The organism is Prochlorococcus sp. MIT 1303 (assembly GCF_001631965.1).
Classification (GTDB): Bacteria; Cyanobacteriota; Cyanobacteriia; order PCC-6307; family Cyanobiaceae; genus Prochlorococcus; species Prochlorococcus marinus_D.
Genome location: NZ_LVHK01000030.1, coordinates 24,082 through 50,809, shown reverse-complemented (window position 1 = coordinate 50,809; position 26,728 = coordinate 24,082). Strand labels below are relative to the sequence as shown.

Annotated in this window: 23 protein-coding genes and 1 pseudogene; 17 read left to right on the top strand and 7 right to left on the bottom strand. The window is 48.0% G+C overall.

Going from position 1 to position 26,728, the window contains the following annotated elements; translation table 11 throughout:
* From PMIT1303_RS02080 to PMIT1303_RS02070, 3 genes are all read left to right on the top strand, one after another.
* Window positions 1-323, top strand: a 323-nt coding sequence (locus PMIT1303_RS02080) for a tetratricopeptide repeat protein (protein WP_156486877.1), incomplete at its 5' end; no start/stop codon positions are given.
* Entirely contained in the window at window positions 320-1,684 is a 1,365-nt protein-coding gene (locus PMIT1303_RS13895; RefSeq protein WP_063397325.1) for a tetratricopeptide repeat protein, read from the top strand. The genes PMIT1303_RS02080 and PMIT1303_RS13895, both read left to right, overlap by 4 nt.
* A gap of 1,269 nt (window positions 1,685-2,953) precedes the next feature.
* On the top strand, window positions 2,954-3,835 hold the full coding sequence (locus tag PMIT1303_RS02070) for a tetratricopeptide repeat protein (protein ID WP_063397324.1): 882 nt from the start codon (window positions 2,954-2,956) through the stop codon (window positions 3,833-3,835).
* Between the two features lie 130 nt (window positions 3,836-3,965).
* On the opposite strand, the gene PMIT1303_RS02065 is transcribed toward PMIT1303_RS02070, so the two are convergent.
* Window positions 3,966-4,496 carry a hypothetical protein gene (locus tag PMIT1303_RS02065; RefSeq protein ID WP_156486875.1) on the bottom strand — a complete coding sequence of 177 codons (531 nt, stop codon included), beginning with the start codon at window positions 4,494-4,496 and terminating at the stop codon, window positions 3,966-3,968.
* A gap of 433 nt (window positions 4,497-4,929) precedes the next feature.
* Here PMIT1303_RS02065 and PMIT1303_RS14315 point away from each other — a divergent pair, with 433 nt between their 5' ends.
* The 3 genes from PMIT1303_RS14315 to PMIT1303_RS02050 all read left to right on the top strand — a co-directional run bounded on the left by PMIT1303_RS14315 (window position 4,930) and on the right by PMIT1303_RS02050 (window position 9,392).
* Complete coding sequence (locus PMIT1303_RS14315; protein ID WP_063397322.1) at window positions 4,930-5,157, top strand: hypothetical protein; 228 nt, start codon at window positions 4,930-4,932, stop codon at window positions 5,155-5,157.
* A 516-nt stretch (window positions 5,158-5,673) separates the two neighbouring features.
* Entirely contained in the window at window positions 5,674-8,991 is a 3,318-nt protein-coding gene (locus tag PMIT1303_RS02055; protein WP_063397321.1) for a leucine-rich repeat protein, read from the top strand.
* Between the two features lie 56 nt (window positions 8,992-9,047).
* Entirely contained in the window at window positions 9,048-9,392 is a 345-nt protein-coding gene (locus PMIT1303_RS02050) for a GRAM domain-containing protein (RefSeq protein WP_063397320.1), read from the top strand.
* On the opposite strand, the gene PMIT1303_RS02045 is transcribed toward PMIT1303_RS02050, so the two are convergent.
* Window positions 9,393-9,719, bottom strand: coding sequence for a hypothetical protein (locus PMIT1303_RS02045; RefSeq protein WP_231901245.1), 327 nt, complete (start codon window positions 9,717-9,719; stop codon window positions 9,393-9,395).
* Between the two features lie 313 nt (window positions 9,720-10,032).
* On the opposite strand from PMIT1303_RS02045, the gene PMIT1303_RS02040 reads away from it, so the two are divergent.
* Complete coding sequence (locus tag PMIT1303_RS02040; protein ID WP_063397319.1) at window positions 10,033-11,259, top strand: hypothetical protein; 1,227 nt, start codon at window positions 10,033-10,035, stop codon at window positions 11,257-11,259.
* Between the two features lie 634 nt (window positions 11,260-11,893).
* On the opposite strand, the gene PMIT1303_RS02035 is transcribed toward PMIT1303_RS02040, so the two are convergent.
* Window positions 11,894-12,955, bottom strand: a complete 1,062-nt coding sequence (locus tag PMIT1303_RS02035) for a GNAT family N-acetyltransferase (RefSeq protein ID WP_063397318.1) — start codon at window positions 12,953-12,955, stop codon at window positions 11,894-11,896.
* Between the two features lie 226 nt (window positions 12,956-13,181).
* Here PMIT1303_RS02035 and PMIT1303_RS13700 point away from each other — a divergent pair, with 226 nt between their 5' ends.
* On the top strand, window positions 13,182-13,490 hold the full coding sequence (locus PMIT1303_RS13700; RefSeq protein WP_063397317.1) for a hypothetical protein: 309 nt from the start codon (window positions 13,182-13,184) through the stop codon (window positions 13,488-13,490).
* A gap of 236 nt (window positions 13,491-13,726) precedes the next feature.
* On the opposite strand, the pseudogene PMIT1303_RS02025 reads toward PMIT1303_RS13700, so the two are convergent.
* Window positions 13,727-14,105 (bottom strand): annotated as a pseudogene (locus tag PMIT1303_RS02025) (hypothetical protein); the annotation flags it as partial.
* Here PMIT1303_RS02025 and PMIT1303_RS13200 point away from each other — a divergent pair.
* From PMIT1303_RS13200 to PMIT1303_RS02000, 6 genes are all read left to right on the top strand, one after another.
* Window positions 14,064-14,219, top strand: coding sequence for a hypothetical protein (locus tag PMIT1303_RS13200; RefSeq protein ID WP_156486873.1), 156 nt, complete (start codon window positions 14,064-14,066; stop codon window positions 14,217-14,219). The pseudogene PMIT1303_RS02025 and the gene PMIT1303_RS13200 overlap by 42 nt on opposite strands.
* 232 nt (window positions 14,220-14,451) lie before the next feature.
* Window positions 14,452-14,679: a hypothetical protein gene (locus PMIT1303_RS02020; RefSeq protein ID WP_231901232.1), complete on the top strand. Its 228-nt coding sequence runs from the start codon at window positions 14,452-14,454 to the stop codon at window positions 14,677-14,679.
* Between the two features lie 35 nt (window positions 14,680-14,714).
* On the top strand, window positions 14,715-14,960 hold the full coding sequence (locus tag PMIT1303_RS13195) for a hypothetical protein (protein ID WP_156486872.1): 246 nt from the start codon (window positions 14,715-14,717) through the stop codon (window positions 14,958-14,960).
* Between the two features lie 3 nt (window positions 14,961-14,963).
* Window positions 14,964-17,432, top strand: coding sequence for a DUF3854 domain-containing protein (locus tag PMIT1303_RS02015; RefSeq protein ID WP_063397315.1), 2,469 nt, complete (start codon window positions 14,964-14,966; stop codon window positions 17,430-17,432).
* Entirely contained in the window at window positions 17,425-17,745 is a 321-nt protein-coding gene (locus PMIT1303_RS02010) for a hypothetical protein (RefSeq protein ID WP_063397314.1), read from the top strand. The genes PMIT1303_RS02015 and PMIT1303_RS02010 overlap by 8 nt, the downstream gene beginning before the upstream one ends.
* A 723-nt stretch (window positions 17,746-18,468) precedes the next feature.
* The gene (locus PMIT1303_RS02000) at window positions 18,469-19,593 is read left to right on the top strand and encodes a class I SAM-dependent RNA methyltransferase (RefSeq protein ID WP_063397313.1); all 1,125 of its coding nucleotides are present in this window, start codon (window positions 18,469-18,471) and stop codon (window positions 19,591-19,593) included.
* Window positions 19,594-20,177: 584 nt separating this feature from the next.
* Here the strand turns inward: PMIT1303_RS02000 and PMIT1303_RS01995 are convergent.
* Window positions 20,178-20,564 (bottom strand): phage holin family protein, encoded by a 387-nt coding sequence (locus PMIT1303_RS01995; protein ID WP_063397312.1) that lies wholly within the window; start codon window positions 20,562-20,564, stop codon window positions 20,178-20,180.
* Window positions 20,564-21,028 (bottom strand): YqjD family protein, encoded by a 465-nt coding sequence (locus PMIT1303_RS01990; protein WP_011825011.1) that lies wholly within the window; start codon window positions 21,026-21,028, stop codon window positions 20,564-20,566. Before PMIT1303_RS01990 ends, PMIT1303_RS01995 begins: the two co-directional genes overlap by 1 nt.
* A 378-nt stretch (window positions 21,029-21,406) precedes the next feature.
* Between PMIT1303_RS01990 and PMIT1303_RS13190 the strand changes: the two genes are divergently transcribed.
* Window positions 21,407-21,574 (top strand): hypothetical protein, encoded by a 168-nt coding sequence (locus PMIT1303_RS13190; RefSeq protein WP_156486871.1) that lies wholly within the window; start codon window positions 21,407-21,409, stop codon window positions 21,572-21,574.
* A 504-nt stretch (window positions 21,575-22,078) separates the two neighbouring features.
* Here PMIT1303_RS13190 and PMIT1303_RS01980 read toward each other — a convergent pair.
* Entirely contained in the window at window positions 22,079-22,294 is a 216-nt protein-coding gene (locus PMIT1303_RS01980) for a Nif11-like leader peptide family natural product precursor (protein ID WP_011825006.1), read from the bottom strand.
* Window positions 22,295-22,678: 384 nt separating this feature from the next.
* Here PMIT1303_RS01980 and PMIT1303_RS01975 point away from each other — a divergent pair, with 384 nt between their 5' ends.
* Together PMIT1303_RS01975 and smc are read left to right on the top strand one after the other, a co-directional pair.
* The gene (locus PMIT1303_RS01975; protein ID WP_063397310.1) at window positions 22,679-23,035 is read left to right on the top strand and encodes a hypothetical protein; all 357 of its coding nucleotides are present in this window, start codon (window positions 22,679-22,681) and stop codon (window positions 23,033-23,035) included.
* Window positions 23,036-23,086: 51 nt separating this feature from the next.
* Window positions 23,087-26,695 carry a chromosome segregation protein SMC gene (smc, locus tag PMIT1303_RS01970; protein WP_063397309.1) on the top strand — a complete coding sequence of 1,203 codons (3,609 nt, stop codon included), beginning with the start codon at window positions 23,087-23,089 and terminating at the stop codon, window positions 26,693-26,695.
* The last annotated feature ends 33 nt before the right edge of the window (window positions 26,696-26,728 follow it).

The following is a 26,728-nucleotide window of genomic DNA, read 5'->3' as shown; positions in this document are numbered from 1 at the left end:
CACTTCTTTTAGCGCAGGCATATCAAAATCTCAGGCAATTCGATGAAGCAATTGTTGAATACAAAAAATTGAATATCAATAGACCAAAGAACAAGCTCATTCCATTCAATCTTGGACTCTGCTTGCTCAACACTGGCAACAACATTGATGCCATAGAAGCCTTCAAGATCGCCGTTCAACTAGACGAGACATTCGTAGACGCATGGGGAAACATGGGGGTCACTCTTAAAAAAGAAGGTCGTTTACAGGAAGCAATTGACTCGACACAGAAAGCTTTAGAGCTAGACCCCAAAATCCCATTGTCCACTACACCCTGGGCTTGATCCACAAAGATCTCGGCAACTTCGATCAAGCTCTTGCTTCCATCCTCAAATCTCTAGAGCTCAAGCCTGATAACTCCAATGCCCACATGAACCTGGGCGGGATCTACAAAAATCTCGGCAACCTTGATCAAGCTCTTGCCTCCACTCTCAAATCACTCGAGCTCAACCCTGATAACCCCACCGCCCACATCAACCTGGGTGGCATCTACAAAAATCTCGGCAACCTTGATCAAGCCCTTAGCTCCACCCTCAAATCCCTCGAACTCAAGCCTGATAACCCCGACGTCCACGTCAACCTCGGCGGCATCTACAAAGATCTCGGCAACCTTGATCAAGCCCTTAGCTCCACCCTCAAATCCCTCGAGCTCAAGCCTGATAACCCCGACGCCCTCATCAACCTCGGCGTCATCTATCTAGAGCTGCGCCTATACAAAAATGCTTTGGCGTCTACAGTTGAATCGATAAAAATCTTGCCAGAAAACTCTGAAGCCTATGTCAATCTCTGTGAAATATACAGAAAAATTGGCAACATGCCTAAAGCGATTGAATCAATTAATCGCGCGATTAAACTAGACAATCGAAACGCTAATGCCCTCAGGACATTAGGACACATCGAACTAGAGGCAGGAAATACAATAAAAGTAGAAAAAGCGCTCCTAAAGTCGATCGAATTAAACAACAGATTATCAGCAAGCTATAGATATTTAAGCATAGCTCTTTACCTAAAGGGAGATCACAAAGCCTCAATCGAAAGGATAGAAAATGCCATTGAAATCGAACCCAAATGCCGGCACAACAAGAAAGCGGAAGTTGTCCTCAGAGGCAAAATAAAAAGTTCAGAATCGACATCGTTAGCCAGAATAGAAAATGAAAAATCAACTCATAGCGATTTCCCCAAATTTCCAATCACCCTTAAACGCCCTGTAGAGAGAGGTCTCGTCAAGACACTATACGAAATGGAATATCTTGATCTTGAAAAGCGAAACTTACCAAACAAAGGGAATGCAACGACATCAGACTTTTCCTTTTTCAAAGAGAACAGACAGCTCATGCATTCCGTCGAGCAAGATCTAATATCCTTGACCAAAGGAGTAATTGGCACTGATATTTACTTTTGCGACTCCTGGTTTACAATACTAAGCAGTGGTGGTTTTGTAGACAAACACAACCATATTTCTGACCTCAGTAAACTAAAAGGCTTTGACGATCAAGCGAAAAATTTTGCACTTGTATATTATTTAAGCGTGGGAGACCAAAGCAGTCAGGATCCAGGAATTCTAAAATTTTACGACCCTGAAGAGTACATTTTGCCCTCAGACGGGATGGTAATTATATTTCCCGCAGGCAGTATCATTCAGTAAAGTATTCAGGGTCAGAAGACAGGGTAATGATAGGCGTGAATTTTTGGAGCATCTAAGCAATGGCCTTGAAGTAATGATGCGTTTCAGGCCCTGTATTCGGAGGCGAATAGAGATTCAAAAATACGTTAGCCGCTTATCTACAGGATATTCAAAATGTAGAATCAACAACATCGACAACATCAGTAGCCACAGCGATTTCAATCATTCAATCAATATAATACAAATCATTATCATCATCTTGGATATCTATAACTCTACCTGCATAGCTACAGGCATAAACAAAGTGGTATTCAGTAAAACACCACACAAAAGTTCGATTGACTACACATCATCCAAGTGCACGGGTTCTTTAGTTTATCGAGATTTGCTCAGACAAACATTATATGATCTGGCGCTACTGCTATCCTTAAAGGGGAGCATCACCTGATAAAAAGCCAGATGGAATTCGTCTGAAGTACCTAGGCATCCTATTTTTTCAGACTAGGAAATGCAGTTTCACGACTTAGAGTCGCGTATTATGGGGAAAGGACTCATGACACTTATCCCAACAAGCCTTGATAGTTCACTTAATTCTTGCCACCAGTCACAAACAGGAACTTTAAAGTCTTATGCAAGAACGGAGGGGGGCAAGACCTCTGAGAGGAGAAATATCGGTTTTTTGGGACATGTGCATTCTACAGAGAAGCCATTTACCTATAAAAGGTGGAAAAAGAAAATATGATTATTGGGTAGAAAGCAGATAGCTTAAATTCGGTAATCCTTGGCGACAAGCTAGAATTGCAGTTAAACTTGCAAAATGAGGTATGGATTCAAGCCCGCAAGGTGCTAATAGCACCCAAAATAGCAATCCCTGAAGGACAACCAGCTCTTCTGAAGTAACGGCTTTAGGATACTCAAGAAGACTCTTTCTTGAGCGCTCCAGCGTAATCTTCAACTCATTTGATGGGAGCTAACAGAATATCTATGAAGCCACCCGGCAGAACCCTTTGAAAAATGCAATTTTATACAAAGATTGATCCAAAATTTGCTAACTGAAAATGTCTTGGAGGTCAATCTGCATTGAGAGATATGCCTTATACTTATCAAATGCTACGCTTTTCAGGGGAAATCTAGTTACAATATGGTGCCATATTCTGAGACAATGGAAAATCAGCCCAAGCAATTAAGTATTGACGATGCTCTTAAAATAGCGAGCGAATATTTTGCAGAAGGAAAATATCATGCTAGCGCGGAGAGAGATATATAGCCATTCTGAAGGTCAATCCTGACATGCTCATAGCCAACCAAAGAATGGCAGTAATAAATGAATGTTTTGGGAGGCATGAAGCAGCGCTTAAATTTTACGAAAAGGCCATAAAATATCATCCTTTGAATACTGCCTTTATTTCTGGCTACATTCGCCTCAACATTAAAATGGGTAACATCGACGAAGCAAGAATGATACTTAATAGGTGCGAAAATATTTTCAAAAAAGCTGAGGATTCCGATCAATACAATAGCTTAGCGAAGCAACTAAAGCCAGAAAGAAAGCTCGAATTCTTTTATAAATATTTGGAGTCTCTAGGTATATTTGATTACAAGGAAGGGGAGCGAATGACTTCGGGTTCAAAAATCACTCCATTACTCACCAACTCGTTTCTTGGTTGGTTTGAAACTCAAGGCTGGGAAAACAAAACCCTTTTAGAATTAGGCAGTGGTAGTTCTACGCTATATTTTGCAAAAGTGATTTCCTGGGAGACGAACAAAAGCTGGTTCACAAGCTTATCAGATATATTGCCTGCAAATGTGGAGTATAAGTTAATAGATGGCATCTCACATACTTTTGAATTATTTGACATTGATTCCTGTGACGTAATACTTTTGGATTGCGCAGAAAATAGAGCTATTATAGCCAAGGAAATCAGCGAAAGAAGTTTTAATGGCATTGTCTTTTTCGATAATTCTGAATGGTACAGAAATGGAGTGACTTTTTTGACAAAATCTGGCTTCAGAGAAATCCCCTTTTTTGGACTCAAACCAGTCGAAGACTGGGTTTCCTGTACTAGTGTTTTATATAAAGATACAAGTGCAAAAGATATATTAGCAAGCGGCTGGAAGACTTTGCCTGAATTTGCGAAATACATGCCAGGCAATTCATGGGACATAGCCTAGGACTACTAGAATGCAGACGTTAGGGAAAATTTTGCATTTAAAATTTTTATCCTAATTGCTACATATTTGATGAGATAGATTCTGCTATTAATTTATGATCGATTTCAAATCAGACACAGTTGGAAGGCGATTAATCGTTGATCATGAAATTAACATTTACATTGTGCCTAAAAAGAGTGTTTGTTTGCGAAATTGTTTGATGCTCTATGTTCGAATCGAATATGATTGCTTTATTTCTTTCGCTTACAATTCTGTCTCCACTGACCTTGAACTCTGTGCACCCATCACTATCCTCTAAATACAACAGAAGGGTTTTAATCCCTGGATTAGGGTAATCTTGATGATAGCCACACATATCTTCTCGACCTACGGTCCTTATATACATATTGATCCTCGATCTTATGACACTTATGCTCTTGCAATTATGTTTTTTTACGTATGGAGTCATTAGTGCTCTGTTGAACTTCGCAGGAAAATCCTTTAAGTAAGTTTCTTTAAATATCTTATGCGAATAGTCCTGAATGAACGCAAAGTGGTTTTCGCTGGTGGAATTTGGATTCATGGTTCTCCCAATTTGCCAAGGGAGTTTGTCCATCCTTCTAACTATTCCTTCCAATATGTCATCTGCCAAGTAATTGTGAATTGTTTCGATTGCAGCCACGAAAACTACAAAAAACTAACAAGCCAAATTATACCACAATTGATGCTTCTAGCCAAGTTGTAGACGAGCCAACTTGGCCTAAGCGACAGGCTTCTAAAAACAGGCAAAAGCAAAATGTGTTAGCTGAACAGATCAACCTGCCGATGCCTCCCACTTAAATCACCGTGGATTTGCCCTAGTTCCTAGGTGTCCTTACCAATGGAGAAGCTTCTGATGAGCTATTGAAAGACTGCCCACCAATAATGATGGACTTTCTCTCAATCAGGCTCCTCTATCGGCTGATGAATTAACTCTATAAATGACGCCTATAAATTATTCAAAATATTTCTCCGATACGGAAATCTCTAATTCATCTCGCATCAATTCAGGCAGCCAAGTAGCTGCCAGCAAAAACATCCCAGATAATGAGTGCCCTTTTAAGCGTTCTATCCCGGTGCAGCGTTCGATTCGTCTCTCCTTAACCCTTACCGGTGCTGCGGCTCTTGCCTTAGCCAACTCTCCCATCCAGCCCGTCGCTGCTCAAGAAGAAGACGGCAGTGCAGATGATCTGGGGGTAATGGCCGAGAGCAAACTGGGTGGGTTCGCATTTTTTGGGAAAGGTTTCCACGAATCACGGCATAGCGAGAGAGGAAAGCGCTGGGCTCTGGGATCTGGGATCTAAGGGATCGAAAGCCATCAATGATGTGCTGATCACTTGCACAAAAAGCCCCTGAAAGACCCCAGTAAGAATACTTAGGAGTGAGATAAGTGCTTGCACTGTGTGAATCGCGGATCTTTGGCAGCCTAAAGCTTGCAAATAGCTTAGATCGTCAGAACGAATGAAACAGAGTTGTTGTTGCCCGGAAGCCTATATTGCTTAAGTAAGACGCGTTTATAAAAGGTTGATATGGTTGTTTTCAGAAGGGCTCTGAGAGTCTTTTTGTATAGCTTTAGGGCAGCTTGTTAGAGGGTGATTGTCATGGCTATTTACTGTTAGACACTCTTTTAATTGAAATTGATTATGCTTTATTTGCATACCCCAAGCGGTTGACCGCTTGATAGCTGCTTGAGTATGCAGATAATGCATAAAGAAAAAAGGGCCCACATTTCTGATAGAATTGGGGCAATACCAAGCAGGCTCGTTCTGCTAGAGACAGTCAAAACATGATTTAAGCAGTAATCCCACTACAAATTTTCAATGACAAATGTACTGACCCCTGAACATGTTGCCGCACTGATTGATGCTCAAAATCATGTAATCATTCCAAATAGCTTTACCTCGATTGGTGATTATGCATTTCATGGAACTAATCTAACGAGTGTTGAGATACCAAATAGCGTTACTTCAATTGGTGTCGGAGCATTTCATGGCACTCGACTAACGAGTGTTGATATCGGTAATAGCGTTACTTCGATTGGTGATTATGCATTTGCATATACTCAACTAGCAAGTCTTAAGATCACAGATAGCGTTACTTCAATTGGTAATTATGCCTTTCAGGGCACTCTGCTGACGGAGATTGAAATCCCAGATAGCGTTACTTCAATTGGTGTCGGAGCATTTCATGGCATTAAACTAACGAGTGTTGATATCGGTAATAGCGTTACTTCGATTGGTGATTTTGCATTTGCATATACTGAACTAGCAAGTCTTAAGATCCCAGATAGCGTTACTTCAATTGGTAATTATGCCTTTCATGGCACTCTGCTGACGGAGATTGAAATCCCAGATAGCGTTGCTTCGATTGGAAATTATGCTTTTAAAGATACTCAACTAACGATTGTTGAGATCCCAGATAGCGTTACTTCGATTGGCAATGGTGCATTTGCAGGTACTCAACTAACGAGTATTGATGTCCCAGAAGGTATTGAGATTGCTGCTAATGCTTTTGATTCCTCTGTTCAAATCACAACAAGGGTCAGTGGCGGTAATTTCCTAGAACTTGGTTATAGCCTTAAAGGCAATGACGACACCGGCAATCCTGGTGGCGACGCACAAGCGCTGGGTGTTGATGCTTCTGGCCTTACAAATGTTGCTGTATTAGGTCCTAATACTTCTGAGAACAAAACATACACTCTGGAAATCACAGCAGAATCGCTCAAGAATGGCTGGGATCTAGAAGCAGCAGATATTGTCCTCAAATACGACACTAAGCTCTTTGAAACGATCGATTTGGATGACATCCAAATCGGAGGTGATCTACCCATTTCCAATGCTGTTGACATTGATGATGACAACGGCTTAATTCGTATTGCTGCAGCCAGCCTTAGCAATCTTGGCACAGGCGATTCTATTGATGATGAAGCCCTATTTGCTTCCATCAAGGTTGACTTTGATGAGTCCTATTTCGAAGACTCAGAGAGAAGTCCTGATGCCAACGGTAAATTCACATTTGATGGCAATCCGCTTGGCTTTGAACTCAGCGCCAACAGCGATGAAACTGTTTTCTCAAGAACTTTTAAGTCAGATATTGATGGCAATGAAATTGCCGGTGGTGCTTACACCAACCGCGAAATCAAGAGCCTTGGTGATCTAAATGGTGGCACCTCATTTGACGAAGGAGATGTCAACCTTTATCAGGCTGAAATTAAATTCCAAGAACAAGGTGATGGATTGATTTTTGGCACCAAACGCGTCATTGGTTCTGATATCGGTTTCACCAACTTGATTCGAGAAGGTGATCTTGTTACTGCAAAAACAACTATCGATAACATCAGCAATAGCCTCGCCAAAGATGTTGTCATAGAAGATGCTGGCAATGTTGACGGTGCAAGTTTTGTACGCAGTCACTTCCTAAACAAAACCTCAAACGGGACAGCCACAGATATTGATAATAGCGTCGCACAAGCGGGCGCTATATCACAAGCAACTAGCATATATTTGAATAGCTATTCTGACTTTTATGACAAATATTGGGATACCTCGGGAGCAGGGGGTTGGAAGCATAATGCCCCGGTTCTGACGCAAGATGTTGATGCTGGAATCACCTATAAAGATAGTTGGATGGCTGGATTCGATAGTGAATATAATTCGGCTTACAATTCATTAATCAACGTTGATTTAGCAGGAGGCGTATTCGGCTCTGTAAACACCATCCAGGGTGGAGCCGGTAATGACAACATCATGGGTGGAGCCGGTAATGACACCATCCAGGGTGGAGCCGGTAATGACACCATCATGGGTGGAGCCGGTAATGACAACATCCAGGGTGGAGCCGGTAATGACATCCTTAATGGAGATGCCGGTGCTGACACCATCCAGGGTGGAGCCGGTAATGACACCCTTATTGGAGGTGCCGGTGCTGACCGCTTCATAAACCAAACGACTGTCGCACTTAACGGCGCAGATAACATTTACGACTTCAACATCGCTCAAGGCGACAACTTCACTTTTGATTTCGGTGAAACAGGGGGACTTGCTAATCAAGCCGCCCTGAGAGGTACTGGAGTTAACTGGGAGAGACGCACAGCCCTTCAGGCTCTTGGCGCTAATACAGGTTTCGTAGTTGTCGGCGAGGATATCGCGAATGAAGATGCGCTTGAAATCTTTGCTGAGGGCCTAGGAGGGGAACATGCAAACGATGTTGTTTACTTCATTACATCTACTGATGTTGATGCAAACGCACCATACACTCTTTACTCTGTTACTTACTTCGGAGCCAGTAATGCGGCGACGAATTTGATGGTAACAACTGGCAACCAAACGCTCAATGACTTTGCTGCCGCTCAGATCACTCAATTCACAAATGTAAACGCTACACCACTCGCAACGTTTGAGGGCGTTAGTGACGCAACGTCATTGTCTGCATCAGGGGCTTTCGCAGGAATCCTCAACGATGCCCAATTAAGTGATTTTCCATACGATCCCAGTTCGCAAGAATCAACGGAGATTGAAATTGATATGCGCATCACTGGCAATGCTGGTGATATTGTTGATCTAACCAAGGGTCTATTCAAGGTTTCAGCGGATAACACACAACAAAACCCCGACCCTAATGATCACTACTACACAAGTAACAAAGGCTCCAAAAACCTAATCACCTTCCAAGGCGACCTCAATTACGACGGCAGGGTTTCAATGAAAGACCTCGCCTATCTCAATGCTGGTGCAGCAAGGCAACAAACCACGACTGAGAATCCAACAGGGGAAGACCTTGATAGCAACGGAGTTGTTGATGCCAGCGTTGCTCATGATGTTGATGCTGATTACAGCGGCAAGATTGATCTAAATGATCTAGCCATTCTTGATCGTGATTGGGGTGAAACCCTCCACACAGGCAGTGAAACATTCACAGGCTCTGGCGATCTCTCCTGGGATGAGCTCGATAGTCAGGGCACAAATGCAACATGGGATAACGACGCCTTTAAAGATCAAAATGAAATCGAAGCCTCTAGTGATTACATCGGTTCGCTGGAATCACCAACGGCAAATGGTGTGATCGGTGCTGATGGCAATACCACTGCTAACGATGAGGATATGCAGGGCACAGAATTCCAAGATCCACTGACGGTTTAGAGCAGCAGACTTGTTTATATCGTGTTCTACAAAGCTCTATCAAGGAGGCACTTTGCGTGAAGACTGTTCTTGAGGTTGGAGAAAAGCTTATCAAGAAATCGCCGGCAAACCATCAAAGAGATATTGAGACCGTTGGAGGGATGCTTTACCTGACCACAGAAAGATTGATTTTTGAGTCACATGCACTCAACATTCAAACAGGCGTAACCATCGTCTCAATCTCTGAAATCAATAGGCTAAGAAAGGATTGGACAAAATTCTTAGGCGTTATCCCTATCTTTCCCAACACTCTAGCCGTGACTTCTAGTTCAGGCCATGAAGATAAATTCGTTCTGTTTAGAAGAACTCCTTGGATCAATGAAATTAATGAATTAAAAGAGGGCCAGAACTCAAGCCCCTAACTATTTCCTCACTCCTAACCCACATAACTTGTCGAGTTGAGCGACAGCGCCAACAACAGCTCCTGGATTGTTCTGCTTTAAACCAACCCTTGCGCTCTCCATCAGTAGGTGAATGGCTTGAGCAACAAGATCTGTTCTTTGGATATTCGCCTGATCGATGTCCTCACGGATCAAGGCATAGCCCTGTTGAACAGTCCGTTGAGAGGTGCGGCGACTCACCCCCTTGCTCTGTGCCAGATACGCCACCACCGCTGTGCAGCTATAGCCCTGCGAAAGCATGCAATGGGCTTCCTCAACTCGATCAACGACTGCAGCTCTTTTGGCCATCAACGACCCTCTCAGCATTTGAGGTTGATCAGAAGGGCTACCTGTGGATCAAACCCTTGCGGCAGACAAGTACCCATTAAATTTGTCCTGAAATACAAAAGGGCCGAAAACGCCTTTTCTAGACTCCTGTTATAGCAATAAAAGAGGGGCCCTCTCAGGCCCCATGGATCATTTGGGTGATAAGGATTGGTCATCTGAGGCCACCACTAGAACTCATTGCCATCAAAGGGATCTGCATGGACTTGCTGGGATCTGAATTGACCTGTAATGGCGCTTATGTCACGCTGTTGTCACGGAAGACAAGAAATAGCGCATGCCTAAGACCAATGCTGGACAGCCCTGGGAGATTGGATTTCGAGGTTCAATTCGCACCTCACTTCCTGGCTGGACGGTGAGCAACGCGGAAGGAAAAATCATGGTGCGAGTCCGCCCTCAAGTCGGCGGCAAATCTCAAGCCGCCAGGCTTCCGCTGCTTTGGACTGCAGATAACCAAAGCAAAGCGACCCTGTTGTTAAACCGTGCTGCCAAGCATCTCGCTGGAGGTAATACCGACAGCCTGCGGGATGCCATCACCATGGCCCAGGGCGATAGCAGCACCATGCAACCTGCTCTCAACTGGCAGGAGATAGCTGATGGTCTACGCATGGCACTGATGAGTGGCCGGAATGAAATCCTCGAAAGCACCTGGCGCGATAACTATCAGCACTATGTCAATCAAGCCATCAAGTTGATAGACGCCGGTAAAGCATCCGATGGCCACACCCTGCTGCAGAAAACATTGGTCAAGTGGAAAGGAAAAGCAGCATCAAGAGCTGCCTGTTGTATTGCTCTGCGCAACCTCACTGATCACGCCATTGCCAGACACCATGCCGCTGCCTGCTGGCGCATCACACCCATCGACATCAAGGAACTCAAAGGGAAGCCACCCAAGAAACAAACAAAAGCCACCCTTGAAGATTCAGAGCTTCTCTATCTCATCAATGGCATCGAGCAGAGGAATCCACGTTGGGCCAATGTCATTCGCCTACTCACCCTTTTTGGCTTAAGGCCAATTGAACTCCAGCATCTAGTTCCAAAGACGGAAGACAACGGCACACTTGGTCTTTGGTGCAGCTACGAGAAAAACTGCGGTGGGGCACTCACTGATCCGCGTTGGTTGCGGCCATCTTTTCTGCAAGACACTGACGGCAGCCCAATTCAATGGAATCTGATTGGTGCTCTACATGCCGGTCTCTTAGAACTTCCCCTTGGCAATGACGGTCAACCACGTGTTCTCAATGGCCACTACATCGAGAAGTTCCTTAAACGTCAGATCGAGTGGATTGAACTAAAAGCAAAATGCACTGAACGCGGTGAATGGTTACGGCCTTATTCCTTTCGTGATTCCTATTCACTGCGCTGCCATCGTCAAAAAATAGAAGTTGGTGCTGTTGCTGATGCCATGGGTCACAGCCTGGAAGTTCATGCACGCTCTTATCGCTGGGCAAGTACTGCAACAACAGCTGCTGCATTCGCAGAAGCAATCAAACAAGCAGGTTGATCAAACCAACAACAAGCTACGTGCAAAGACGTGTAGCTATAGAAGCCAATAAACAATCCTTGCTCAGCGCCTGTGATCCAGATCACTCAGAATCATGACTCAGATCATGTCATCTGAGGATGACGCTGCTAGAAAGGTAGGAATTGAAACGTTGAATCAATTGCCACTCTTGAACAATTCAAGCAACTAGAGACAAATCCCGAGAAGCAATCAGCGCTGGGTTCTGAGTACATTGTTGATCCAGAGGCCACAAGAGCCAAGCTCATCAAAATGGCAGCGGATAAAGGTTTTGAACTTACGTCTGAAGAAATTATTCAGTTCATTTCTCAGATGGATGAGGACGATGAGTTCGATGATCTTGAGTTAAGCACTGAGGCTCTAGCGGTTGTCGCCGGCGGAGCGGGCCGCGCCGGGTTAGATGGGTGAGTAGACGATGAAGGCCGTATGGCGCTGTAGCGACCGGGGACTGTGAGTTCTGTGCTGACCCACTCTTTAAGTAGGAGCCACAGCCTAAATACTCAAAGCCCCTGCAATCGCTTGGGCTTTTTATTTCTTCAATAGCCCGATTAATCCCATAGTTCTAGAGTTCTAATCATGTATCCACAGGTTATTGAACCCCTTAATAGCTTTCTGCTTATGCTTCTGAAGATACCTTTCCCTTGGCGTGACTTTTACTTGCTCTCGGTAATGGCAATGATCTCATCCGAGTTTCCACCCATTTACTAGCAACAGGGCGAAAATGACGCTCACTCATACGGGGCATATTCCTGTGTTGGGGATGGAAGGAAAAACATCCCTTTGGAATAGGTTTACATGACTTGAGATTGTTCGCATACAAATCAACTCCAGCGAAGTGAGCCGACCGCATTACATCCGCAACCATCGCTAACAATCCCCCACTTTTCTCCCAGCCAGGGTCCACCCAAACCTTATTATATCGAAGCAAATTAGGAGACAATTGATGAGCCGCAAGCCAGCCAACTAACTTATCATCAGCCATCAAAAGTCGGCTATATGTTAAAGAGTGCCAACCTATTGAATAGGGCTGATTCGGATCATAAGGTTTCCCAATGTTAGGTTCGCCTGGTTCTGTAAGTCGAGCCTGAAGTTCGGAAGTTAGCTCATCAGGGTAGGGAGCAATCTTCCAGCCCCAACGCTGTTTTTGTCGCTTTGCCATTTTTTCTAAACGAACTAACAATGCACCCACCTTAATTGGATCCGAAAGTGTAACTATTACTTTGCCTGGAGAATCATTCCACCCGGCCTCTAGAGAAGTAAGCCGCTTAAGAGCAGGCGTATAAGCTTGATTCTCTGGCATTGCAAGAGTCACTTGATCAAGGGCTTGTGTCTCGGCCCATCCCGTAGCTGCTTGCAAAAGATTTCTAGCTATTCCTTTGCCCTGCCAAGGCTTTCGCACTGCCAAGCTGCATATTTCCATTTCCCTATAACATTCACATTTATTACCTTTAGGTGATGAATTAATTCTCGCAAGTAACATTGCTATGGGTTCAGACTTCGGGCCACTAGATCTGAAACCCCAGGCGATATTTGCCTCAGCTTGGCAGTGGTCTCTCAAGCTTTTGCCTTTAACAAGAGAAAACAGCATCGGCCATAAACTCACAGAGGTTAAACCTCTAAAGTCAATACCGTCCTCGGGATTGGACAACATAAATGTCTCACCAATTAACTTGTTCAATTACCTATGATCCTCATAAATAAATGTTGCTTCATTGCTTATTGATACAGAGCGTCTCAAGAGTATCTTGTGAAAAGTGTACTCGCTCAGCACTTCACTGCACATGGCTCAAGGAAAGCGTTGCATAACATTGTCAACACCTGAAAAGAACTGTGATCCAGATCACTCAGATCCTGACATTAAGAGAATGACCTGCTATAAAGGCAGGGATTGAAAAGATTGACTAATGGCAACCATCGAACAATTCAAGCAAGTCAGAGCCTCTGTATCTCCTGAAGTTCAAACAGAGCTGTATGGGCTATTTCAGTCAAACAGAGCTGAGAGCATTGATGCAGCAGTGCAAAGGATGATTGGGATTGCTAGTGAGAATGGAGTTAGTTTTACCGCTGCTGAGGTTGTAGAGTTTATCTATGAGATTGATGCAGAGGACGAGTTCGATGATATTGAACTAGATGAAGCAACACTGGCTGCAGTATCTGGCGGGCGAAGCAACAGTAGCGATTCGGAATGTGGATCTGTTGGATGTAGCAGCTGACGAGTCTCCGGGCAAGAAAACTAGACCTAATCAACCAGATCCATAGCAATTACTGACGAATCTTTATTTAATCAAGGCTGAAATCACCCTTGGATACCTGGCACCTTGTTGCTAAAAAGCAACGTGTAAAGACGTGTAGTTGATAGAAGCCTGCTCTGAGAATAGTTAAGTGCCACTAAAAAGCTAAACATCAACTTCTGGGTTCTAACCAATACCTATATCTGCTCAACTAATCATCAGAAGCTGAACTGAAGATCACCATCTCTGATGCCATTTGTTTTTCTAAATCTCACAACAAGTTGATGCCAATCCTCTGGAATCTGATTGAGGCGAATACCCCAATCCCATGGCAGTCGTTGTTGGCCTGGTGAAACCCTCTTCCTCTTGCTTCTAGTTCTTGCACTGCTCACGATTCGTTTAAGCATGCGACTACCCCAATGGCTCTTGGGAGCAGCTTTACTGTGATGGCGATAGCGCTGGCAGAAACGCTCATAGCGCCTTGCACCTTGCACATCCATCGAGCGTTGCCGAGAGCTTTAAAAAGGCAGGGCTCCATTCGCTGATGCCATCTGATTGCAACCTGCTGTAGTGGCCATAGTTGGAGTAGGGGTCATAACCGACATCATTCAGTTCCTAATCAGTCATCAGGCTCCACTTGCTCCTTCTTACGAGCAACTGTTGACGTTCTGGGTTGAGCGCAGTCAAAAACAAGACAGGTTCTTCCGGTAAATAATTTGGGAATGCTCGACATGTAGGGCAACATCATCAAGAGCAGCACTATCGGTGGTGCTCTGACATCCAAGAACTCGCTAGAATGTGAACAACCGATGAATGGACCACTAGGTATCTAGTCCTCCATTCCATATCGCTCCATCAGGCGCGATGTCGGGCCTGCAGGGGTGGCACCCTGATGTGGAACCGAGTTGGGGTTTGCCGCTATCGCTGTTTCTTTGCGTTGGCCTTGACCCGTCCAAATCGACTCTCTCCACAAAGCCTTCGTCTTCCAAAGACTGCTGAGTATTCCGTTCGGGATGTTCAACAAATGCTTGATGAAGAGGAATCCAAGGGCTTCAAAACGGATATTCCTGAAGGTTGCAACTTTGTAATCGTCACGATGCCGAAGGCAGTCATGCGGGCTTATCGCCAACGCGAGCAAGCCTGGCTTAAGCGCCTAAGAAACAAGCGGTAGCGACGAACAGCCGGTTTCTTTATCCGGTGATCAACATGTCTACGAGCATCCGCGAGACATTAAGCACCGCCGATATGGCAAAGGCGCTTGGTATCTCCGAAAAGTTGCTTCTGAAAATTCGTAAGCAAGCAATTAGTCCATTTGAGCTCGGTACTCACTACAGATTCCAAGGGATCACAACTGCAGCTCCCGTCCGCTGGTTTCCACGGCCAACTGATGAAGCATTCAGCAGCTTCAAGCGCGTAGACCCTGCATCCATCGAAACGATGAGGAGAGCGTGAATCATGCACTCCTCAGAAGATCAGGCAAATGGCCTGACGGAAGAGCTTCTTGCCTCCGGACTACCACTGGAAGTTCATCAGCGTCTCAGATACCGAGAAGTTTCCACTAAGACTGCACTCGATCTGGTTGGCATTAATGCCACTGGATGGGTAGTTCCAATGTGCTCTCCAGGAGGAGAACAGTATTTACATGAAGGGAAGCCTTTCTTTCGATTTAAGCCTCACCAGGGTCAACTCAAGGGAGAGAACCCACCGAAATATGTCTCACCAAAAGGTGGCGGCTGTCGTCCGTACTTTTCTACTCTCATGCCAGCCAACTCATTGGCTGATGGCAAACCCCTCCGAATCACAGAGGGAGAGAAAAAGACAGACTGCCTCAACCACTATGGACTTCCAACCATTGGTATCTCTGGAGTGGATGCCTGGACTGATAAACGTGTTGAACCAAGGCAATTCATTCCTGAGCTAGAGACGATCAACTGGTCTGGTCGTGATGTTTTCCTCGTCTTCGATTCAGATGTAACCATCAAAGACTCGGTTAGAGCATCGCTTTACAGACTCACAGATGCGCTCTCCGAACGTGGTGCTCAGGTATTCGTCGTCCTTCTGCCCTGTGAACTCAACGGTGATAAGAACGGCGTTGATGATTTCATTTATCGCCATGGAGCCGATGCATATCGAGCTCTGGAGCGGATCAGCCGTCCAGCTTGTAAAAGCAGAGGCAAAGGTAAAAATTGCTCTCGTAAATGGTGGGAACCAGAACCTCCCCAGATACATCACAAAGCCCTAACAGCTTGCACAGTCCTGGATGGTATTTACGCCAACCGGTTGAACCATGGCCTGTACCAATGGAACAACTCTCATTGGGAACTGATAAAGGGAAAGGATCGCGAGGCTCTCAAGCGACCACTCCATCAATGGATGGATGAGATGGGGTGGCATAAACGGGGCGACTCAGTCATCGGATCAATGGTGTCTGAAATCCTGGCCCGGCTAGAAAAAACTAAATGGGACTGCGATGGATTTATGGCTTTTGCCAATGGCACTCTTCGCCAAGATATTTTCACCCCCGGGCATAAGCCCAACGACAGTCAAACCTTTTGCTTCCCGTTCAACTACGACCCTGAATCCACATGCCCACGTTGGCATCAATTCCTCAAAGAAACACTCGGCGCTGATGACTTGATTCGCCTTCTAAGAGCCGCCATTCGTTGGACTCTCATCCCGAAGCAAATCGATGCACCTTTTACGCATGAACTGGTCTTTGATGTTCATGGTCCAAGACGAGCAGGGAAAGGCACCCTTTCTGAAGTGCTACAAGCTATCTGCGGTGGCAGTGCTGGTGTGGGACTCATTCGATCCCAATCCTTCTGCAACCCCAATGCTCTGCACTCCCTAATCGGGAAACGAATTGCACTAGACCCTGACGCCTCTGGCCACGTATCAGATCCTGGTGTCTTCAATAGCATCAGCAGCAACGAAAAAGTCGAAGTCAAAAAGCTCTACAAGGATGCTGATTCCGCACGACTTGGCGTTGTCATCTGGCGCTTTTTTAATGACTCCCCCACCGCTTCCGGCGGCGGTATCGAAGGAATGGGGCGTCGCATAGTCACATTCAGATTCGAGAAATCAGTAACTAATCCAGACGAAGAGCTGAAACTCAAACTCATCAACGAAGCAGCTGGAATCTTCTGGTGGGCCTGGTCGATGTCAGATAGCGAGATGAATGATGCCCTGAGAAATCGAGGGAAGGTTTTAGCTATACGCGAGGCATCCATTGAAGCCGCTCTGGAACGTGACCATATCCTGCGTTTCTCTGTCAGCAATCCTGGAGAATATAAGGCCGCTGAACTTTATCGTCTCTACAGCAGATGGATAACTGAAGAGGGTCAACATCCCATCTCAGCAACCAAGTTTGGACGCGAAATCAAGAAACTCCCTTGGGTCGAACACACTAAAGATTGGAAGGCTTCTTACTACAAGACCCACCAGCCAACTCAACAGGATCTCGCTCTTCATATCGGCATCACCATCGAATCCTCTCGATCTGGTGACTTCAACCCCCCAGCAGAACAAACCCACCAGCCAAACACACCTGAACCACAATCAAGTACTGAAGCCATGTCTCAAGCCTCTCTGGTGAGTCTGGTGAGTTCCTCTTCAGAAAAAAAAGGAAGAGAAGAAGAATTAGAAAAAGGAGAGGAACAGCAAAGAGAAAGTGAGGTGCAGTTCAGACCCACCAGACCCACCAGCGTTCCGGTCTACGTCGATGGCCACAACGGTTGGACATCACCTACCAGTCTCATCCCAAAAGCTGGCCTAATCGTTCTCATTGACGAACTGGGCATCACCCACTCTGTCAATGCAAAACAAGTCTCACTTTACCCTCCTAAAACGAAACAGATACACCGCCCAAGCAACTACTCCACACAACTACTTGTTCAATCCCTGCCAGAATTAAGTCATGAGTAAGTGCACCAGAAAAGAGAAGCTTCGACGCGTCGAAGAACTTGCTGACTTAATTGTCAAAGGCTGGTCGCAACGTCAGCTGATGTCTCATGTGACATGTTCATGGGGACTGTCAGCAGAACAAGCCCATCGCTACGTGCGTGAAGCGCGTGATGTAGTGAAAGGCGATCTAAACGACATCGAGCGTGCAGACATGCTCGCAGCCAAGATTCAAATGCTGGAACAGATCGCTGCTGATGCTGTTGCTTCAGGCCGCGAGAACAACGCTATAGGCGCTATCAGACTGCTTAATGAGCTGGTTGGTTTCGGGCGATAGGCTCTCACCCCTTCAAATTGAAAAGGAAAGCCTGATCGATAACCAGATGTACATGTAGATGCCGAGCGTGAGAAGCGTCGGGGATGAGCGTCGATGTCTTGGTGACCTTGAAGTTGCCATCAACTCGTTCTTAGCCGTTAGATCTACAAGCTCATCAGCCCACCTCTGAAATCGCTTTTGCAGCTTTGGCATCCAGGAAGGCTGGCACTTGCCCAACCGAGATCGAGATTCAGCGGTCGATGGAACGTAAGCGCTGAATCAGCTAAATACCGAATGTTTTTCATGCAGGAGCAAACTCGACCCCGGTTGTCACGCCTATGTCACGTCACAAGATTTTATCGACAGGAGTAAATCTCCAAAAACCTAGCCCTAGCAATAAAAGAGGGGCCCTCTCAGGCCCCGTGGGTCATTTGGGTGATAAGGCTGACCTCACCCCATCTCCCCTAAGGGTCAGGCAGCCACGAGGGCAGGCTGACGGGAGAAACGAACGATGTTGTTCGCAGTTACGTAGTTGCTCATACCGAGCAGGCTTCAGTCACCCTCCTCATACCCCGTCGAAACCATTGCAGCCCCTAGAAACCTGAAAGAGGAATGGAGCTGAGCGGAATCGAACCGCTGTCCGAGACACTGGTGTGGATCACCTAGTCCGCCAAAAGGTGGACAATTCCATTCTGACAGGGATGCTGTTCTTTCGCTCAACAACCCGTGGGTGGTAAAAGCTCAATGCAAGCGATCGCCGTACTCCCCCAAGGATTAGAAGAAGAAGGCGCCAAAGAGCTCACCACGCTTGGAGCCAAAGCCGTACGCCCGCTCAGACGCGCTGCTGCTTTTGAAGCCGACATGGCCTGCTTCTATCGGCTGCATCTACAAGCACGCCTGCCATTTCGCCTTCTCAGAGAGATTGCCCAATTCCCTTGCCGAGGGCCAAAAGAGCTCTACGCAGGTGTGCAATCAGCCTTCAACTGGGAGCGCTGGCTGCATCCCTCAATGAGCTTTCGCGTTGATGTCACCGGCAGCGGCCCTGGCCTCACTCACAGCCACTTCACAGCCCTGCAAGTAAAAAATGCTCTGATCGATCTGCAACGGCAGCTATGGGGTGAGCGATCTGATATCGATCTGCAAGACCCTGCTCTCTGTTTACATCTCCATCTCAGTCGAGATTGTGCCGTCCTGAGCTTGGACGGTTCAGCTGGCAGCCTGCACCGCAGGGGCTACCGAGCTGCAGTTGGCGCTGCGCCTCTCAAAGAAAACCTTGCCGCCGGATTGATCAGACTCAGCGGCTGGGATGGCTGCGTGCCCTTAGTTGACCCCCTTTGCGGATCAGGCACCCTGCTGATCGAGGCAGCCAGTATGAAGCTTGGCCTTGCACCAGGGATACAGCGTTCCTTGCTCCTGGAAGGTTGGGCAGATTTCGATCCTCAACTCTGGAGCGAGGAACAAGTACGAGCCAAGCAACGAGAACGCAGAGATCAATCGCTGCCATTGATCATTGGTTGCGACCGAGACCCCAGCATCACAACACAAGCAAAAGCCAACCTGTCTGAGGCAGGCCTCGACCATGTTGTAGACATTCAAACCTGTGATTTTCGCGACCTAGAACTGCCAAAACAGCCAGGAGTGATGGTCTGCAACCCTCCCTATGGCATCCGAGTTGGCCAGGATGAAAACCTAACCGCTCTCTATGAAAGCCTCGGTCAGTACGCAAAAAAACATGCATCAGGTTGGCAGCTATGGCTGCTGAACGGCAATCCCAGCCTCAGCCGATCACTGCAGATGAAAGCGAGGCGGCGGATTCCAGTCAGCAATGGCGGCATCGAATGCCGCTGGCTGAACTACGCCATTCGCTGAACCGCAGGGCAACTTGATCTATCAGCAGCAATCTTCAAATTCACGGCACTTTTTATAGGCTCTAATCATCCAATAAGGACCACGAGGTATCAAAGAAAACATCAGTCTGCAATCTGCCAAGCTCTTGCCCTAAAATAAAAGACAAGCTCAAATGGAAAGATGCTTAGCCACCTCTTAACTCCTACCAACCTAGTCATTTTTGCTGTTGCATTTACAATCAAACTCCTTGTGGCTGGCTACGTGATCTTGAAAGTACGCAAAAGAATTGCATGATCACTTGGCTGCCATTATGAATGATGGTGCGAGGTGATCTTAAAAATAAAGCCCTAGAGCTAAGAAGAAGATAGTTTTCCTTTGGCAATTAACGTCATACATCAAATCTTGCTGTGCTTATTAATCCATATTGAATTAAAAGCCTAAAAAGTAGGAGCGGTGACTCATTGAAGACTGATTAGATCTGTTCATGATGTGTTGATTTGATGCCATCTTTGCTGATTTTCGACTCTCATGCCAAGCCCTCCCTTCAAGCAAGAGAGTGCATTGCTATGCAAATGTCTCGAATGACAACTTCGCCATTCGCTGAATCACTGGCGACCGAGCACCGCTCGAGTGGTTTTCGACAAACCCTCCAACGTCTGTGGCAAATACGGCCCTTTGGCGAGCTGACCACCCATGCGCAGGCTCACTCCTGCCAAAACAACATCAAGAACTGCCATAGCCAGCAAACCATTCATCAGGCTCCAGCCCCAAACCTCCTGCATCCAAAGCACCAAAGCCACTTCCACTGCCAACAGCGCCAGAAGCATCAACGTGCCTCCCATGGCCAGGAAAACGCCTCCACTAATCAAACGGCGTTTCTCTCGATCCACCTCCTGCAAAGCAATACGCACATGCAGATCCATGACTGAAGCAGCAATCGCAGTCACGCGCGCACCTGCTCCTGATCCGCTTGAACGTTGCTCGTCGCTCATCAGGACCGCCGACCTCCGGCAAAAATAACTCCAATCAGTACACCGATTCCAGCAGCCATTGCAACAGCAAGCAACGGTCGCTGCCGCACAGGACGTTCAATCCGCGGCCGCAGAGTGCTGTTCAGCTCATCGAGAAGCTGCTCGAGCTGCTTCTCCAATGGCTCCAGGCTGTCGGCCAGATTCCTGGTGCGGTCACCAGCAACCTGAAACAGGTCCTCCAGCTGATCACGCACACCATGGCTCGTTAATCCCGAATGCTGTGAAATCACACGAACCATTTCATCAAGGCTGCCTCGTGTCGCTTCCAGTGTGTCCCAAGCCAAATCTGGCCAATACTCTTGGATCGTGGGCAACAAGCTTTCAAATCGTTCACGGAACCTCAGTTCAGAGGGATCTGCAGGACGCGAAGGCTCAGTGTTGACTTGGGTCTGTTGATCGCCGGATGCGGAATTCTCTGATTCCATGTATTCCAGACGGTTGATCTTAGCCTAGTTAGACCTGTGCGAGAGCGAAACCCCCTGTAGCTGGAATGCATCCAAGCCTGCTGCCTGAATACCAACTGCCACTGCAACCATCACCCACCTCCGAGCAGTGACATTCATAAGCGTCATTGATTTGCAGAGGATCTGACCTGCTCAAAAGTTGATCAACAATCCTTGGGTATCTCAGAACTCAAAAGATCCTGAGCACTACCCCTTGAAACGAATCGCTCTTTCCAGAACGACTCCTCTAACAAAGCTTTCGCTCAACTTGCCAGATATGGTGTAGCTGTTGCTACTACCATCTCCACATCTAGTGCGTTACAACTCCTATATGAACACAACTCTGCATTGATGGAGTCTATGAGCGATTCCGTAGCTGAACGTTTAGGGACTTTGCAACCCATTGTTCCTCCTCGTCTAGAGCGCATCCGGCAGCAAATCAGCATCCAAGAACTTGAACTAAGCCTGGCTCGCCTTGGCCTCAGCTCACCAACCTCTAATGAGCTATCTGAAGGAATCGCGAGCTAAAATATCTACTCCACCAGCACGACAATCTTATCTACATCGATGAGCAGGGCTTGACTCGAATCAACTCCAACATTTGCTTGCTGTCTATAATCGCTGAATCAAGCTGATCGATAGCCCTAGATTTTTTGCTGCCCCCAGCAATCAGACTGAAACGTCCTTTCCTGCTCGTGATCATGTTCAAAGAACGCTAGCCAATACAACCGTTTGCTCAAGCTCATGAGCTGACCTCTGGCGGCATGATGATGATCTTCATTAGGTCAATCCGCGTATATGGCAATCTCGGCAGAGATCCTTCTGGAGCTTCATCAGCTCGTAGCAGAAGGGAGGCAATTCATGAAGTCGTCAATACAATAAAGGGAGGACAGAGCAAACAAGAGAATGCCAAGATTCCAACTAAACATATTAATTTTAGCGCCCTAGCTGAATAAAATATACGCCTAATTTTTTACTCTGCTTGGCAAGAATTAGAACCCAGATCAAATCAAGCAATCTTCCGAGAAAATATTAATTATATTCTCCAGGCACGTCCTGTTTCCTTACGGTCACTCGGTCCACCTTTTGTCCAGAGATACGTAGCAGCTCGTCACCTGAAAATTCATAACCAAAGCCAACAGCAAGATTGGCCACCTCATCCGCCGTAGAAGCACTTAAGACCTGCTGGCGCAGGTCAGCATCATCCTGCATTTTGACAAGAAAGGCTCGGAGTTGCTCGAGGGACAAAATTTAGAGAACAAAGGCTTCAAGCCATGATATTCAAAACCATCCTGCGATGCTGAAAAGATCACGTTTTACAGGGCAAGGCATTTTGAGCATACTTTTCAAAGAGACCTTACTTAAATGAGCCCAAATCCCATGCCAAAGAAGGGGCAGGCAATGTGAACGCTTGTTAATATGGTGGATACAATAGAGAACGTATATGCGTAGCCGCAAGTACAACATCAATCATTAGTACTGATCAATTGCACTTCTGCTCTTACGAAGAACAGACGGATGCGAGCCATTAAAGATCTCAAGCATCAATACAGTGTTGATCAATACTGGATCTATTACTCATTCAACTAAACTATTGCAATTAGGTTTTTCTCTCTGAATAGATTCGTCCTATTGGAACATCGTGGAGCGCCGAACGATCCGCTCGGATGTCATTTTGATTTGCTCTTGGAAGACGGCCCTTCATGTCGAACCTGGCGATTGCCGCAGATCCCACGATTAGATGGTCCAGCGGTAGAAGCCATTCCTATCACTGTCCATCGGCTGGCTTGGCTGGACCATCATGACGCCGCCGTCTCAGGAGGACGCGGCTGGGCTAAGCGCATCGTCGGCGGACTGTTCAGCGGCTCTCTGCCGATCAACTGTGAAGATCGCTTGAGTGTGTACCTACAAAGCACTGATCTGAAGGGGCACTTGGAGATCGAACACAGGCTCTGCCGGATCAGATCCGAACCGGGTGCCAACCCTTGAGCTTCAAAGAAAATTCGGTAAACTTGGCTTGCTGAGAGCCCGTGCAACCTGTTGGTTCACATCAATCAGGTTGGGCTTACGCAGTTCAAGTCCTTTGGGGGGTCGATGACCATCCCCCTCGAAGAGGGCTTCACAGTCGTCACAGGCCCCAACGGTTCGGGCAAGAGCAACATCCTCGACGGCGTTCTCTTCTGCCTTGGTCTTGCCACAAGCAGGGGTATGCGAGCAGATCGACTGCCTGATCTTGTCAACAGCCGAATCCTTCGAGCAGGCAAGGCAGCTGAAACCGTGGTGAGTGTGCGCTTCGACCTCAGCGACTGGCAGCCCGATCCAGCCGAGGCAGGTCTAGAGCCACCAGAGGAAGGTCCTTGGATCAAAGCTGATCAAAAAGAGTGGACCGTCACCCGCCGCCTGCGGGTCATGCCTGGCGGCTCCTACAGCACGAGCTACAGCGCCGATGGCGAACCCTGCAACCTGCAGCAACTTCAAACCCAGCTGCGCCGACTGAGGATCGACCCAGAAGGCAGCAATGTTGTGATGCAGGGCGATGTGACCCGCATCGTCTCGATGAGTAACCGCGATCGCCGCGGCCTGATCGACGAACTGGCTGGTGTAGCACTCTTCGACAGCCGCATCGAACAGACTCGCGCCAAGCTCGATGATGTTCAAGAGCGGCAGGAACGCTGCCGGATCGTGGAACAGGAACTGCTGACCACACGGCAACGCCTGGAACGAGACTGCGCTAAAGCCCGCACCTACCAGGAACTCCGCCAGCAACTTCAGTTGGGTCGGCAACAGGAACTGATGCTGGCCTTTGAAGCAGCCCAGCAAGGTTTGCGTGATCTTCAAACCCGACAGCAACAGCTTGGCGAGCAAGAGGTACACGACGCTGCGAACCTCAAAGAGGCCGAAGAAAAGCTGGCCAAGGCCGCCGCCAACCTGAAGACTCTGCAAGAGAACGTGAAGGCCCTCGGCGAAGACCAGTTGCTAGCGGTGCAAGCCGAGCTGGCGGGACTGGAGACCCAGGCTCGTGAACTCGAGCGCCAAGCAGAGCAACACCAAAATGAAGGTCAGCGCCTCCAAGGCGTTCGCCAAGAACTAAGCAACCGCCGCAAACAACTGCAACAGGAGGCTCACAGTCAGACCGAAGATCCCCATCGCACGGCCTTAGAAGATGCTGAGAAGACCTGCAGAGATGCCGAAGCCGCTGTAGAGGTCTCCCGTCGCCGCCTTGGAGACGTCGCCGGTCGCTCTGGTGCTTGGCTTGAGCAACAACGGCAGCGCAGCTCTCGCCGTCAGGAACTTCAATCCACCCTTACACCACTGCAGCAGGAGCAACAACAACTTCAAGAACGCCTGCGACAAGACGGAGAGCGGCGAGTCGAACTCGAAGCAGAGCAGCAGCGTGACGGCACCGAAGACCAGCAGGTACAGAAACAACTGGATCAACTCGAACAGGAATGGCAGAAACTCCTCCAGAACATCAGCGACAAGAAAGAACAGGTTCAGCAAGCCGCTGAATCCCTGGCAGTGCAGCAACGGACCCGCAGTCGACTAGAGCAAGAACAAACCCGCTTGGAAAAAGAAATCGCCCGGCTAGAGAGTCGTCGCGAGACCCTGCAGGAGAGTCGTGGCACTGGAGCTCTAAGGCTGCTACTTGAAGCCGGTCTGGAAGGGATCCACGGGCCCGTTGCCCAGCTTGGGGAGGTAGACGATCGACACCGACTTGCTTTGGAAGTCGCTGCGGGCGCACGACTCGCTCAAGTCGTCGTAGACGACGATCGCATTGCCGCCAAAGCCATCGAACTGCTCAAAAGCAGGCGAGCAGGCCGGCTCACCTTCTTGCCTCTCAATCGCATCAAAGCACCTGCAGCTAGCAGCAATAGCGCCCTCATGCGAGGGCGAAAGCCTGACAACGCTGATAACAGCACTGGCCTGATCGGCAAAGCCTTTGAGCTGGTTAGTTTTGAGCCCATTTATGCCGAGGTTTTTGCCTACGTCTTCGGCGAAACTTTGGTCTTTACCAACCTGAAATCTGCCCGGCTGCAGTTGGGACGAACTCGAGCCGTAACTCTTGATGGAGAACTGCTAGAGAAGAGCGGTGCCATGACAGGCGGCAGTTTTTCCGGTCGTAGCAACAGCCTTAGCTTTGGTAGCAGCAGCGAGGGAGATGAAGCCGAACCCCTACGCCGCAGGCTTCTTGAACTTGGAGAAACCTTGGTGGCTTGCCGCAGAGAGGAAGCTCTGCTCAGCCAAGTTCTCGAGGAAGCTCGCCCCTGCCTCAGGAATCTTGAACAGCGCCAAGCCGCTCTGGAAGCCGAACGCACTGCAGCCCGCCGCTCCCATGGCCCCTTAATGGAAAGACGTCATCAACGCTCTCAAAAAGTGGAGGGGCTACAAGCTCATCAAGAACAACAGCAGCAGCGACTGAACGCTCTCATCGAAAAGCTGTCTCCCCTCACCCTTGAACTGCAGCAACTTGAACAACATGAGCAGGAAGCCCAGGCGGATGGCGATGCAGAGACCTGGCAACGATTACAAGCGGATCTTGAAAGCGCCGATGACGCACTGGGGACAGCCAGAACGAATCGGGATCAGTTGCGGACTGCCCAGCAGCATCGCCACCTCGCCCTCGAACGCCTAGGCGATCAACAAAAGGGCCTGGAGGCTGAGGAAAAAAGACTGCAGGAAGCTGTCCAGGCGCTGGCAACTGCCCATGCTCAATGGCGTGACCAGCAGCAAGAACTGCAAGCGCGAAGACAAACACTAGAGAGCCAGCAACAAGACCTACAGACTCGCTTTGGCGAACAACGGCGCGCCAGGGATGCGGCTGAAGCAGAAGTAGCAAACCAGCGCCAAGGCCTACAAGAGGCCCAGTGGAACCTGGAACGCCTCCGACAGGATCGCCAGGCCCTTGCCGAAGAGCTTCGCAGCGGCGGCCTCCGACTCAAAGAACTCCAACAAGCCTTGCCAGACCCTCCCCCGGAGATCCCCGCAGAGCTTCGCAGCGCAGGACTTGAGGCCCTTCAAGCCGATCTGCAGCAGCTTCAAAGCCGTATGGAAGCCCTGGAACCAGTGAACATGCTGGCCCTTGAAGAACTCGAACAACTCGAACAACGACTCGGAGATCTGGTCGAAAGGCTTGAGGTTCTCTCCCAGGAGCGAGAAGAACTCCTGCTCCGCATCGAGACCGTCGCCACCCTTCGTCAGGAAGCCTTCATGGAAGCTTTTGAAGCAGTTGATGGTCATTTCCGTGACATCTTCGCCAGCCTCTCTGAGGGCGATGGCCACCTACAACTTGACAACCCTGACGACCCCCTCGAAGGCGGCCTCACCCTGGTAGCACATCCGAAAGGCAAAGCAGTGAGACGCCTTGCGGCTATGTCTGGTGGAGAAAAATCGCTTACGGCACTCAGCTTTCTATTTGCTCTGCAGCGCTTCCGCCCCTCTCCCTTCTATGCCCTCGATGAAGTGGACAGTTTCCTCGATGGGGTGAATGTGGAACGCCTTGCTGCTCTGATCGCCCGCCAAGCAGAACAAGCCCAGTTCATGGTTGTGAGCCACCGCCGACCAATGATCGGCGCCTCCAACCGCACCATCGGGGTAACCCAGGCCCGTGGGGCTCACACTCAGGTCGTGGGATTACCCAATGCGGCGTGAGCTGTTTCCTCAAGCCCTTGAGTCAAAATGACT